The organism is Thermoactinomyces mirandus (genome assembly GCF_013868055.1).
In the GTDB taxonomy this organism is placed as follows: domain Bacteria; phylum Bacillota; class Bacilli; order Thermoactinomycetales; family Thermoactinomycetaceae; genus Thermoactinomyces; species Thermoactinomyces mirandus.
In genome coordinates, this window is sequence record NZ_JACEOL010000038.1 from 27,877 (window position 1) to 41,153 (window position 13,277).

Sequence of the window (13,277 nt, forward strand, 5' to 3'; positions counted from 1 at the left end):
ACATGCAACAACCTATTCCATAATTCATGGAATATTCAATTTATACCAAACCTGAACATTTTATTTTTAAAAACAGGTTCCTTCATAATCAGTTGAAGGAAAACGCCAGTTTTTATCAGGGACTGGCGTTTTCCGATGATTCATTTATCATTTATTTTTAGGATATTATTTTATTTATTTGTGAATGCGCCTTCCATAATTCAAAAATAAACAATCCTATTTGGTTGCCTTTTCCACATGAACGGAACGGATAATGGTACGGGCAAAAGGTTTTCCGTCTAACGTTTTGCCCTCGATTTCGATAGTGAGATTATAGGTTCCCGCTGTTTCCAATTTGAGCTCGGCATATAATTCGGGACGGTTTTTTCCTGCTTCGGTCAAGGGAATTGTTTCGAGATTAAGAGACTTTCTGTCTGTTTGGGCCTGAGGAGGAATCACTTTGACCGTTCCCCGGATTTGACCGGGATTCCATTGTTTCACATGATCCCATTCTACATGAAGCGGCAGTTTCAACTGATCCGTTATGACAGGCAGGGAGACGGACAACTCTTCCGATCCGGGAAAAGTGGCAACCAGCAAATAGGCGTCACTTTGGGGACTGTTCATCTGCATGACCCAGTTTCCGCTTTCCCGGTCCTTAATCTGAAACAGTTGAATCGCCGCTCCTTTAAAAAAATATTTATCGGTAGTTTGGAAAAACTGGCTGCTCGTTTCCGAATACACCTTGCCTGAAGGAGAAATCAGCTTCACTTCGGTATGAGGCGATTTTGTCAGCACGGCAAACACCATGCTGTCAGAACTTCCATCTGCCGGAATTGTTACTGTTTTTGGCTGGTTTGCAACTAAAGGTCCGCCTCGCACAAAATGATTGGTAAGGGGTTCAACAACAACAGATGAAGACTGCCGGTTCCGTTCTTTTTCCGAATCTGCAACCTGCATGGTCCTGAGCACCGGATCCATTTTGGCAAATGAAGCGGTTCCGGTACGAATCCCGTCATGGTCGACATCACTCGTAAACAAATGGTGCCCATACGGCAAACCGGTGCTCCAGACATTGACAAGGCCATCATTTTCACCGTGTGAGGACAGATAAACGCCTCCAAGCCACAAGGCGGAAAAGGTTGGCCCCCAGTTTGTTCCCGCCGCCGTATAGTACGTATTTTTGGGCGCATTTGGATGATTGTCCGTTACCTCACGGAATTTTGCCATTTCTCCGGTTTGCAGGGAATAAGTCGCATCCGATTTCTGGCCCAGCAATTCTGCCAGCCAGCCGGCCCACCAGCTGTAAGCCAGATCGGCTAGATGGGATCCATGGTGAGGCGAACCCAGTGTCACTACTTTATGGACATAGGGAAAGGCACCATGATGGACCAATGCAGCCTGTGTATCCGGCCCCCCTTTGCTGTGGGCGACAATGTTCACCTTTTGCCTGAAATGGCTGTAAATCTCTTCCAGCATTCGGGCCAGCAACTTTCCGTTGTCCCAAGGGCTTGACGGATTGCCACCGGCATCATGCAACTGGACAAAGGCGGTCCGGTAACCATGATTGTAGGCTGTTTCATACATATCGTTCATCCCGTGATAGAACGTTTCGTCCCACCAGCTTTGCGCCTGGCTGTTAAGTCCCTGGACAAAGACAATGGGAGGTTTGGTTAAATCAGCGTCAGGAGGGGTGGCACCCAAAAACCAGGTGCCCGGAGTTGTATCATTGGAAGGAGGCGGCAACTGTTCAGCAATTACTTGCCCGTGGGCATTTCCCATCCGCACAGGCTGCGGAATATCTCCGTTTTGGCCAAAAACGAAACCGGCAGGCAGAACAAAACAGATCAGCAATGAACAGAGCACGAAGTACCAAAGCCGGCGTAACACACAGATCTCCCCTTTTTTTGTAAATATACGTAACATTCTGATAAAAATGCAGCTAATTTGTTTTTGTGATGATTCATTGTAAATTTCTACATCAAATAAACCAAACCCTTCTGTCAGGCTGTGGAAAAAGACAACAAATACGGGATGACAAATTCCTAAAATCACCTTCAGTAAAAAAAGCTTGCCAGACCCCCTCTGACAAGCTTCACTCCCATGGTTTCAGTTTTTCCAGCAACTGCCTGATATCGGGCGGCAGAGGCGATTTCCATTCTCTCCATTCACGAAAGCGCGGGTGAAACAGGCGAAGATGGGCTGCATGCAATGCTTGCCGCCCAATCAACTGCTGGTCGTCTTCGCTGCCATATAACGTATCACCAATAATGGGATGACCAATGGAAGAGAGATGAACACGAATCTGATGGGTACGCCCTGTTTCCAGGTGCAAGCGCAGCAAGGTTGCATCGGCAAACCGCCAGATCACTGCAAAATGTGTCCTGGCCGGATATCCTTCTTCTGATGTTAAAGAGCGAATCCCGGCTTGGTCCGGCGGCAGAATTGCGCGGTCGATGGTGCCTTTTTCTTCCGGAACCTGTCCGTGTACTACCGCATAATACATCCGCTCATAGCGCTTCTTTGCCATCTGGTCTGCCAGAAAAGCATGGGCATATGCGTGTTTTGCCACAACCATCAGTCCGGAAGTATCCCGGTCCAGCCTGGTAACGGGACGGACCTTTCTTTTTTCTCCTCTTTTTTTCCAGTAGTGAATCAGGCCATTGGCCAATGTCCCTTCCGGATAACCGCGTGTGGGATGTACAACCAGACCCGGAGGTTTATCAATCACGATCAGATCATCATCCTCTTCGACAATGTCAAAGGGAACCGGCTGGGGACGAATCTGTTCTGACTCCTCTTCCATGAAGGAAATCTCAATCTCGTCCCCCTCTTTTACCCGGCTTGTAAAATACACCACTTCCCCGTTTACGGTAACCAGCCGGTTCAGTTTTAACTGGCTCATCATCCGTTTGGAAAATCGGTACTTATTCCTCAGCACTTGTTTCAGCATTTTTCCATCATCTTCGCGGGAAACTTTATGAGTAAACTGGATATTTTTATTCATTGAACACCTCAAACATGTCAAGATCCTTGCAAACATTCCTAGTATATCACCTGAAAGCTCACGGGGAAACAAGCAAACGGGCTTTTTCATTGCCTGAGTCAACTTTTCCCGGAAAGAGCTTTTGTAGACAATCCTTTCACCGGTTCGGTATAATGTAGCCAGTCAAACCTATATGTGCCAGGGGGAGCCGGATAACGGCCGGCTGAGAAAGTGTACCGATACACTGACCCTCATCACCTGATCCGGGTCATGCCGGCGTAGGGATCTGTTTGAAAGCTTTCTGTTCCGGCTTTCATCCGTTTATTGAAACATCCCTGATCAGGGGTGTTTTTTTGTTGTGCCTTTCACCAGACGTGAACGGGCTTGGTGCTTTAAACCGTCTGAGGGAATGATTTTCAGAACTGAGTAACTTCGGAACCGCTACAAAGGGGGACCGAAGTCCTGAGAATTGCTTCCGTTATATAAATTTCTACAGAACGGATGACGTTTTCTGTCAGTTTTCCAGAAAGGAGTACAAAAAATGAAACAACCAATATGGCTTATTGCCGTTCTCGTAATTTTTTCCATTACTTTTACTGCATGTGCAAATCATGAAGGTTCCAACCCGTCCCAGCCGGAAAAAATCAGAGTCGTACTGGACTGGACCCCGAATACAAACCATACCGGGCTTTATGTAGCACAGGCAAAAAATTATTTTAAAAAACAGGGATTAGAGGTACAAATTATCCAACCGGGGGAAAGCGGCGCTGAACCGATGGTGGCATCCGGACAGGCCGATTTCGGGATCAGCTTTCAGGAAAATGTGACCCACGCCCGTGTTCAAGGAGTTCCTATCGTTTCGATTGCCACAGTGCTGCAGCACAATACTTCCGGTTTTGCCTCTTTGGACAGTAAAGACATCAAACGCCCCAGAGATTTTGAAAACAAGACCTATGGCGGGTTCGGCTCACCCGTCGAAAAGCAGGTGATTACATCCCTCATGAAGGAAGACCAGGCCGATGTCGACAAAGTTGAAATGATCAACACCGGCAATGTCGATTTTTTCTCTGCCACCAAAAAGGAGATCGACTTTATGTGGATCTATTACGGCTGGACCGGGATTGAAGCAGAGCTAAGGGGGGAGAAAATCAACATGATTTATCTCAGGGATTATGATAAAGCACTTGATTATTACACCCCGGTTATCATCACCAGCGAAAAACAGATCAAACAGAACAAAGAAATGGTTCACGCCTTTATGAAGGCCGTCAGCCAAGGCTACCAATTTGCGATCGACCACCCTGATCAGGCGGCGGATATTCTGCTTCAGGCTGTACCGGATCTCGATCCCAGACTGGCCAAAAAAAGCCAGGCGTGGATGAGCCCTCGCTATCAGGCTGATGCCCGGGTTTGGGGATGGCAAAAAGAAGAAGTGTGGTCCAACTATGCGAAATGGCTGGAAAAGCACGGGCTTCTAGAGGGAAAATTCACTCCGGAAGAAGCCTTTACCAATCAATTTTTACCGGAAGGAGAGAAATAAATTGGCACATACACTCGTCAGTATCCAGATTATTCCCCGCACACCGGATGGAAAAGATATCATCCCTTATGTCGACCGGGCTATTGAAATCATCGATCAGGCAGGCGTTCCCTACCGGGTCGGGCCGCTTGAAACGACCATGGAAGGGGAATTGCCCGAACTGTTAAGGATCATCGAACAAATGAATGCGGAAATGGTCAAAATGGAAGCAGCCAGCATTTTATCCCAGGTGAAAATATTGCACCAGCCTGATGGAATCTCCATAAGCGAGCTGACACAAAAATATGATCAACGTTCTTAAACGCGGGCTGCCTTTTGGGTTTGTACTCTTTCTTGTCCTGATGTGGGAGTTTTTTGTCCGATTTACGGAAATCGATCCCTGGATGCTCCCCGCTCCGTCCCAAATCGGGAAAGAAACAATCATCCTGGCAATACAGTTGCCGGCACCTTTGTGGGCGACAACGAAAATCGCGCTCAGCGGCCTGGGGGCAGGAACAGCGATTGGCGTGCTGACGGCTGTCATTCTTCATCTGTTTTCTCTCCTGCGCCGTATGGTTTATCCGCTGATCATCCTGTCACAAAACATTCCCATGATCGCACTGGCTCCACTCCTCGTCATGTGGTTCGGGTTTGGTGCGTTTCCCAAAATTCTGGTTGTAACCCTGATCTGTTTTTTTCCCGTTACCGTATCGCTTTTGGGAGGTTTTGAACAGACAGACCGGATATTGCTTACCTATTTAAAAATGGCCGGCGCTTCCCGCTTGCAGATTTTTTTCAGATGTGAGTGGCCTTCCGCTCTCCCATCCTTTTTCTCCGGCCTCAAATTATCGGCAACTTACAGTATTATGGGCGCAGTGATTGCCGAATGGCTTGGTGCGGAAAAAGGAATCGGGGTGATGATGCAATTGGCTTCATCCACTTTCAAAACCGATCGGGTATTTGTCGCCATTTTGTTCATCGCCGCGTTAAGCCTGGCCTTTTTTGCAGCCATTACTCTCTCGGAACGGCTTGTTTTACGTTCATACTGGAAAAGGGGGCGAAAGAATGAAACTGGAAGTGAAAAACGTATGTTTCGCTTATGATTCACTGCCCATCATAAAAGATCTTTCTATATCCATCAGCCAGGGAGAGTTTGTTTCCTTGATCGGCCCTTCAGGAAGCGGAAAAAGCACCTTGTTTTATCTGATTGGGGGATTGATGAAACCAGCGCAGGGGGATATTGCGTGGAAAGGGCAATCAATTGTCGGCCAACGGGGAAATTTTGCCTACATGCCCCAGCAGCCTTCCCTTTTCCCCTGGCGTACGGTCACTGAAAATATCTCCTTGCCCGGGGAATTGCAACACAGAAAGATAGCGGCAGAACAAGTGCAAATTTACTTGAAGAAAGCCGGGTTGACAGATGCAGGCAATCGGTATCCCCATGAATTGAGCGGTGGCATGCAACAACGTGTCGCTTTTTTGCGCACCCTGGCCAGCGGACAGGACTGGCTGCTTCTGGATGAACCGTTTGGCGCTCTGGATGCCCTGACACGGACACACATGCAAAAATGGCTTCACACGCTGCTCAAACAGGAACAGCGGACGATCCTGTTTATTACACACAGCATCGAAGAAGCGTTATTGCTTTCCGACCGCATCTATGTGTTAACGGATCGTCCCATGCAAGTATATAAAGAGATTACGGTTCCTTTTTCCCAAACCAGCCGTTTTTCCCTGCGCGGGTCAAAAAAGTGGGAAACATTGCGGAAGCAGCTGGAAGATTGGCTTTTGCCTGATACAGCTTTCATGAATTAACCCAACAACGGCTTTGCGGGCAAGGGAAACGCCTTTTCTTTGCCCGCTTTTTTCAATAGGTAAACCCCGTTCGCCGGTGTGTTTTGTCCAAAAAGCCCTGAGGCGGATCAAAATACCGGAAATCCAGCCTTTTCGCAAAAGTTCCCTTTTCCGTGATGTAGCCGGACCCCCATGTCGGGTCCATTGCCAGCCACCTCCCGTCTACCCGGACTTCCACCCAGGCATGCCGCTGTCCGCCTGCTTTTCCCTCAACAAGACGGCTGGGCAGATCAGCCGATCTTAACAGGGCAATGGTCAGAAAAACATAATCCTGGCAAACTCCCTTTTTGGTACGCAGCGACTTTAACGCACTGTCCGACCAGTGGAACTCATTATTCCGGTACTTGTCCATATCATAAGTCATTGTCCTGGCCACATATTCATAAATGGCTCTTGCCTTCTCCCTGGGGGTGGAAGCATGGCGAAGGATTTGTTTTGACAGTTTCCGGATATCCGGATGATCCGACTCAATCCCCCCTGAAGGCAACAGATATCGCAAATCCCTGTCCGCCACGCTGTTCACTTCAAAACGGGCCACGGTGAAAAAGCGAAAATAATCCCGGTTTTCCCCTGTTATTTCCGGGACGTATAACCTGACATCATAGTTGCCCGGGCCAAATCGCAGCCAGATCCGGTCATCAAATTGATAATTCTTCACGGGGAGGAAATAGGTGGCTTTGTTTTTTCCCTTCCGGATGCTTGCAATCATATGCGTTGTCTCTTTGGCATAGGGAGCCGAACGATCGATATACCCGCTGACCCGACAAGACAAATCAGCCGTATCCCCGCTTGCCACGGGCCTTGTCAAATGAATCCCCCTCTGGGCATAAAGTCTGGAATAGGTGATGGGTTCCCGCCTGATATCCCCGGTCTGCTCAACATATAACACGGCTCCTTCCTGATGATAGCCCCGCCGTCTGTGGTCGGGAACCATTACATCCAGCCGGTGGATCCCCTTGCCAAACAGCAGCGGAATCCTTTCCTCAAACTGTCCGTCTTTCACCCGGATTTCCCGCTTCCAGGATTCTTTTCCTTTTGTTGTTTGCAGCAATATCTTTTGCACCGATTTGTCTGTTTTTCCCCGGACCCATACCGCCTGTTGCGCCCGGGTGTAACCCGTCTCCGGAGAAGTCAGTTTCAGCTCCGTTCCCAGTCCCGCCATGGTGTAAGAAATGTCCCGCGCGAGAGAATCAGAAGTGTTGGAGACGGTAAAAGAAGTCATCCGGTAAAAATATTCTTCTTTTTCCCGATCGGGCAACCGAAGAAAAACGCGGTACTCTCCCTTGCCCTGAAATAACCGGATCTGTTTTTCAAACCGTCCGTTTTTAACGGGAACATAAACATCCATCGTTGCCGGCAAATCCCGTTTCCGTTTTTCCCGGTACTCAATATGCACCCATATGTATGGTACTGCCAGGTTCTCCGGTTTACCAACGGTTCCTGCCAGCGATAAAACCGATTTCGTCCGAACCGGTTCCAGTCGCGGTTTTTCCAGGTTTGCCCTTATCCTGCGGGCATAATCTTCCAGCCGAATTTCCTTCGCATCGGTTGCACCGGTCTGGAGATAGGCCAGGTCAAACAGCTTTTCCGAATTCTGTCCGTACATCTTCTCCAGTGTTCCGTTCTCCTGAAAGATGGCAATTCCCAGCAGGCAAACAGTCAGCAAAGCACATCCAGTCGAAAACCACTTCCAGCTCATTCTTTCTCCGGCCTTTCGCAATATTTTTAAAAAACTCTTCATACCATTTTCTTCTGTATATGATAATATTCCTTCTTTTGTGATAGTTTTCCAGTCGATTCAAAAGGCCAATCACCCGCCGGCAATTGGCCTTGCACTTGAGAATCCCTGTTGACCGGTCATTTTGTTTTAAACAACAACCCCTTCCGGAAGATGATCCAAAAACGTTTTTTCATCCCAGATGGTAACATTCAGCTTTTTGGCCTTGTCCAGTTTGGAACCGGCCTTCTCTCCAGCGATCAACAAATCCGTATTCCTGCTGACGCTCCCGGTTACATTGGCTCCCAAAGCTTCCAGCAATTCCGAAGCTTCCTTGCGAGACATATGTTCCAGCGTACCGGTGATGACAATCGTTTTACCCGCGAACGGATCATCCGTAGCAGCTTCCTGTTTTTTTACAGCCGGCCCCTTATACTCCATATTCACGCCAGCGTTTTTCAGGCGTTCAATGGTTTCCCGCACTTCCGGCTTGTTCATGTAAGTCACAACACTTCCGGCCATTTTGGGGCCAATCTCACCAATGGAAACAAGCTCTTCTTCCGTGGCGTTCATAATCGCATCCATATGCCGGTAATGCTGGGCCAGGATCTTTGCCCCCTTGGCGCCCACAAAGCGAATGCCCAACCCAAACAGCAGCCGTTCCAACGAATTTTTCTTGCTTTCCTCGATAGATTGCAGGAGATTGTTTACCGATTTCTCCCCTATCCGCTCCAGCTTTAACAAATCTTCCCTGTTGAGGTAATACAAATCGGCGACGCTGCGTACCAGCCCATGGGCAAAAAGCTGGGAAACCACTTTTTCTCCAAGGCCCTCAATATTCATTGCACCGCGGGAAACAAAATGGATGATGCCTTCCCTTGTCTGGGCCGGGCACTCAGGATTGATACAGCGGAGAGCCACTTCACCTTCCAGGCGGACCAGTTCACTGCCACACTCGGGACAGGTCCGGGGCATAAAAAAGGACTGTTCCTCTCCTGTCCGCTGCTCGACCAGCACTCCGACCACTTCCGGAATGATATCCCCGGCTTTTTTGACGATCACATGGTCTCCCAGCCGGATGTCCTTTTCGCGAATCAGGTCCTCGTTATGCAATGAAGCGCGCTGTACGGTGGTTCCCGCCAGACTGACAGGCTGCAGAATGGCCGTTGGAGTCAATACGCCGGTTCGTCCCACATTCAGCGTAATGTCACGCAAAAGAGTAATCGCTTCTTCAGCCGGAAACTTGTAGGCAATTGCCCAGCGGGGACTTTTCGCCGTGGCTCCCATCTTTTCCCTTAAAGCCAAATCATCCACCTTGATCACAATCCCGTCGATCTCATAAGGAAGTTCAGGGCGCCTTTCCCGCCATTCCTGAATAAACTGAAGCATTTCTTCCACCGTTTCTGCGGTTTTTCGTGCAGGATTCACTTTAAACCCCAATTTTTTCAGAAACTCAAGCGATTCCGAGTGGGTGGAAAGGGGTTTTTCCACATTCGGCCCCACTTCATAAACAAACAGGTCCAGTGTACGTTGGGCAGCCAGTTTGGGATCCAGCTGACGGAGCGAACCGGCCGCCGCATTGCGCGGATTGGCAAATACGTTTTCGCCCCGCTCCTTGCGTTCCCCGTTCAAACGTTCAAAAGCTTTCCGGGGCATAAAGGCTTCCCCGCGAACCTCGATCGTCAACGGCTGGCGCAGCCGCAAGGGAAGAGAGCGAATCGTCTTGAGATTCCGGGTGATATCCTCACCGGTTAATCCGTCTCCCCGGGTGGCCCCCAGCTGGAAACGCCCTTTTTCATACCGCAAGGCAACAGCCAAACCGTCAATTTTCAACTCGCAGACATAGGAAACTTTTCCTCCGCCGGCCGCCTTGCGAACCCGCTCGTCAAAATCGCGCAGATCCAGTTCGTCAAAAGCGTTTCCGAGACTTAACATCTGGGAAGAATGGCGTACTTTTTCAAAATGGGGGAGCGGTTCGCCTCCGACCCGCTGCGTGGGTGAATCAGGGGTTCTCAGTTCCGGAAATTTTTCTTCCAGTTGGATGAGTTCACGCATGAGCTGGTCGTATTCCGTGTCTGAAATGACGGGATTGTCCATAACATAATAGCAGTAGTTATGCTCGTTGATTTCTTCATGCAATTCCTGAACGCGTTTTTTTGCATCTTCCAGCATGGGTCCTGTTTCAGCCTCCTGTTCTTCAACTGGGTCTTGGCTTCAGAGAGGGATTGTTTTCCCTCACTGAAGCTTAGAGCAGTCAATACAGTGACTAGCCGCTCTTATCCCCCGCCTGAAGAAGCGAGGGTATTAGAGCGGGTTGTCATCTGTGATCAAACTTTCGTAATGGGGGCGTATTTGGCCAATAACTTTTTCACGCCAACGGGAGCGGGAAATGCGATATTTAACTCCACATCTTCGCCTTCCCCCTGCACTTTGACCACGGTGCCGACACCCCATTTCTGATGGTTCGCCTTATCCCCGACCCGCCAGTCCTGTCCGGAATTCGGGACAGGGCGGATCTTGCTCATGACCTGGCCTGCAAAGGGAGCCTCGTCTTCCATCAGCACCGCCGGAATTTCCCTGAGAAAACGGGAAGGCATATTGGAACTGGTTTGCCCGTAAATGGTCCGTGTCCGTGCCCTTGTCAGATGCAGTTCTTTTTCAGCCCGGGTAATGCCGACATAGGCAAGCCTTCTTTCTTCCTCCATCTCCGTTTCATCATCAAGTGACCGTGAGTGCGGAAAAATTCCTTCTTCCACACCGACAAGAAAAACATAGGGAAACTCCAGTCCTTTTGCGCTATGCAGCGTCATCAGGGCAACTGTTTCAGCAGATGTCTCCTTTTCTTCATCCAGCTGGTCCACGTCGGAAACAAGTGCCAGATCAGTCAAAAAAGCGATCAGCGATTTGTCCTCATTCCGCTTTTCAAACTCCTGCGCCACGGACAGGAATTCATCGATGTTTTCCAGGCGGCTCGCTGCTTCCAGGGTGTTTTCCTTTTTCAGTTCTTCCCGGTAACCGCTCCGCTTGAGCACTTCTTCCGTGATTTCAACAGCGGACAGATATTCAATCATGGCATGCAGTTCACGAATAAAGCTGACAAATGTTTGAAGCGGCCGGATAGCTCGTCTGGTCAGACCGATCTGTTCCATCGAGAGCAGCGCATCAAACATGGACAGGCCGTTTTCTGCGGCATAGGTCCTGATTTTTTCAAGTGTGGCGGCTCCGACCCCGCGGCGCGGCACATTGACAATCCGGGTCAGGCTCAGATCGTCATGCGGATTGACGATTAAACGCAAATACGCCAGCACATCTTTTATCTCTTTCCGCTCGTAGAACTTGATTCCTCCCACCACGGTATAAGGAATATTGGATTTCATCATAACTTCCTCGATCACCCGTGACTGGGCGTTGGTTCGGTATAAAACCACATAGTCCGAATAGCGGTTTCCGTTCCTGATTCCTTTCAGGACCGTTTCGGCAACATAGAAGGCTTCTTCATGCTCCGATTCCGCTTCGAACAGGCGGATTTTCTCTCCCTGCACGTTTTCTGTCCACAATTCTTTCGGTTTCCGTTCCGTATTGTGGGCGATCAGATGATTGGCTGCCTGCAGAATCGTTTTCGTCGAACGGTAGTTTTGCTCCAGCTTGATCTGTGTCGCGTTTGGATAATCCCGTTCAAAGTGGAGGATATTCCCGATATCCGCCCCCCGGAAGCGGTAAATGGATTGATCGGAATCACCCACCACACAAATATTCTGATGGTGTTCGGCCAATGTCTTGACAAGGACATACTGGGCATGGTTGGTATCCTGATATTCATCCACATGAATATATTGAAATTTCCTCTGATAATATTCTTTCACTTCCGGATTGGTTTTAAAAAGACAAACCGTTTCTACCAGCAAATCATCAAAATCGAGCGATTCGTTGGCACGCATTTTTCCCTGATATTTTTCAAACACATCCGCCGCCACTTCGTCAAAGATGTTTCGGGCAATCTGCCTCATTTCCTCCGGACCGGCCAGCCTGTTTTTCGCCTGGCTGATCTTATGTAAAATCGAACGGGGTTCAAATTTTTTGGGGTCCAGATTTTCTTCCTTCAGTACCTGTTTAATGACGGTCAACTGGTCGGATGTGTCCAGAATGGTGAAATTGCGCGAAATTCCCAGCAGGTTGATATCCCGCCGCAAAATGCGTACGCACATGGCATGAAACGTGGAGATCCAGATTTCTTCTGCATAAGGGCCAACCAGCGAAACAATGCGATCTTTCATTTCACGTGCCGCTTTATTGGTAAACGTAATCGCCAGAATATTCCACGGATGAATCTTCTTTTCACTGATCAGATAAGCCACGCGGTGTGTCAGAACCCTTGTTTTCCCGCTTCCCGCCCCTGCCACGACCAGAAGCGGACCCTCCGTTGTTTCCACTGCCCGGCGCTGCATGGGATTCAATTCCTTTAACAGTTCTTCTGCCGACAACTGGTTAAGCATCAGCTCACCCTTTCTCCTGCAAGTTTGTTTCCTTTACCCATGAGACGGTCTGCACCGCTTTTTCCACATTGGTGTAAACCAGATTTCCAACCACGACCGTGTCGGCCCATTTGGCCATCGTTTCCGCCTGTCGTCTGGTTGTAATCCCGCCGCCGTAAAACAGACGGGTTTTCTTTAACTGGCGCCTTATGGCACGAACCATGTTTTCATCGCCAAATTTTCCGCTGTACTCCACATACAGAACCGGCCATTTGAACAAATGTTCAACGAGACAAGCATAACTTGCCGCTGCTTCCTCATCAAGTCCGGCATTTGCCTCTGTCAGGCGGCTTACTTTCGACTCGGGATTTAAAATCACATAGCCGAGCAACAGGAGCTGTTTCCAGGGAATTCCACAGCCATAGCGCTGAATCGCCTTCAGGTGGGCCCCGTGAATCCACCTGGCTTGATCGGTGTTCAATACGGATGGAATGAGATAGCCGTCAAACCCCGGTACAATTGCATTTATGTCAGAAACTTCCAGTACGCAGGGCAGCAAATATTTCCGCAACCGTTTCTGCAACTTCCAAATATCTTCAAACGTGATACCATCCGTGCCACCGACAATGATGGCGTCTGTCCCTGACTGGCACACTTTTTCGAGGGACAAATCCGATAAACGCCTGTTCGGGTCCAGTTTAAAAACGTGCCGCCAGCCGGCGGCCATTTGTTCCAGCATACTGTTTTCCC

10 protein-coding genes and 1 riboswitch are annotated in these 13,277 nt (G+C 49.1%); of the genes, 4 read left to right on the plus strand and 6 right to left on the minus strand.

All coding sequences use genetic code 11. The annotated features are described in order from the left end of the window. Nucleotides 1-216 precede the first annotated feature (216 nt). Together H2C83_RS12355 and H2C83_RS12360 are read right to left on the minus strand one after the other, a co-directional pair. Complete coding sequence (locus H2C83_RS12355) at nt 217-1,869, minus strand: esterase/lipase family protein (RefSeq protein WP_181741185.1); 1,653 nt, start codon at nt 1,867-1,869, stop codon at nt 217-219. A gap of 205 nt (nt 1,870-2,074) precedes the next feature. Continuing rightward, nucleotides 2,075-2,986 carry an RluA family pseudouridine synthase gene (locus H2C83_RS12360; protein ID WP_181741187.1) on the minus strand — a complete coding sequence of 304 codons (912 nt, stop codon included), beginning with the start codon at nt 2,984-2,986 and terminating at the stop codon, nt 2,075-2,077. 170 nt (nt 2,987-3,156) lie between these two features. Continuing rightward, a riboswitch (TPP riboswitch) is annotated at nt 3,157-3,269 on the plus strand. A 237-nt stretch (nt 3,270-3,506) separates the two neighbouring features. Between H2C83_RS12360 and H2C83_RS12365 the strand changes: the two genes are divergently transcribed. From H2C83_RS12365 to H2C83_RS12380, 4 genes are read left to right on the plus strand one after another with little or no spacing between them, the layout of a single operon-like run. Continuing rightward, nucleotides 3,507-4,505, plus strand: a complete 999-nt coding sequence (locus tag H2C83_RS12365; RefSeq protein ID WP_181741189.1) for an ABC transporter substrate-binding protein — start codon at nt 3,507-3,509, stop codon at nt 4,503-4,505. A gap of 1 nt (nt 4,506) precedes the next feature. Further along, entirely contained in the window at nt 4,507-4,806 is a 300-nt protein-coding gene (locus tag H2C83_RS12370; RefSeq protein ID WP_181741191.1) for a thiamine-binding protein, read from the plus strand. After that, nucleotides 4,790-5,587, plus strand: coding sequence for an ABC transporter permease (locus tag H2C83_RS12375; protein ID WP_181741193.1), 798 nt, complete (start codon nt 4,790-4,792; stop codon nt 5,585-5,587). Before H2C83_RS12370 ends, H2C83_RS12375 begins: the two co-directional genes overlap by 17 nt. Beyond that, the gene (locus H2C83_RS12380) at nt 5,550-6,299 is read left to right on the plus strand and encodes an ABC transporter ATP-binding protein (RefSeq protein ID WP_181741195.1); all 750 of its coding nucleotides are present in this window, start codon (nt 5,550-5,552) and stop codon (nt 6,297-6,299) included. The genes H2C83_RS12375 and H2C83_RS12380 overlap by 38 nt, the downstream gene beginning before the upstream one ends. A gap of 52 nt (nt 6,300-6,351) precedes the next feature. On the opposite strand, the gene H2C83_RS12385 is transcribed toward H2C83_RS12380, so the two are convergent. From H2C83_RS12385 to pcrB, 4 genes are all read right to left on the minus strand, one after another. Then, nucleotides 6,352-8,079, minus strand: a complete 1,728-nt coding sequence (locus H2C83_RS12385) for a transglutaminase domain-containing protein (RefSeq protein ID WP_181741197.1) — start codon at nt 8,077-8,079, stop codon at nt 6,352-6,354. Between the two features lie 126 nt (nt 8,080-8,205). Next, nucleotides 8,206-10,227 carry an NAD-dependent DNA ligase LigA gene (ligA, locus tag H2C83_RS12390; RefSeq protein ID WP_181741199.1) on the minus strand — a complete coding sequence of 674 codons (2,022 nt, stop codon included), beginning with the start codon at nt 10,225-10,227 and terminating at the stop codon, nt 8,206-8,208. Between the two features lie 155 nt (nt 10,228-10,382). After that, the gene (gene pcrA / locus H2C83_RS12395) at nt 10,383-12,548 is read right to left on the minus strand and encodes a DNA helicase PcrA (RefSeq protein ID WP_181741201.1); all 2,166 of its coding nucleotides are present in this window, start codon (nt 12,546-12,548) and stop codon (nt 10,383-10,385) included. A 4-nt stretch (nt 12,549-12,552) separates the two neighbouring features. Then, entirely contained in the window at nt 12,553-13,266 is a 714-nt protein-coding gene (gene pcrB, locus H2C83_RS12400; protein ID WP_181741203.1) for a heptaprenylglyceryl phosphate synthase, read from the minus strand. Nucleotides 13,267-13,277 lie beyond the last annotated feature (11 nt).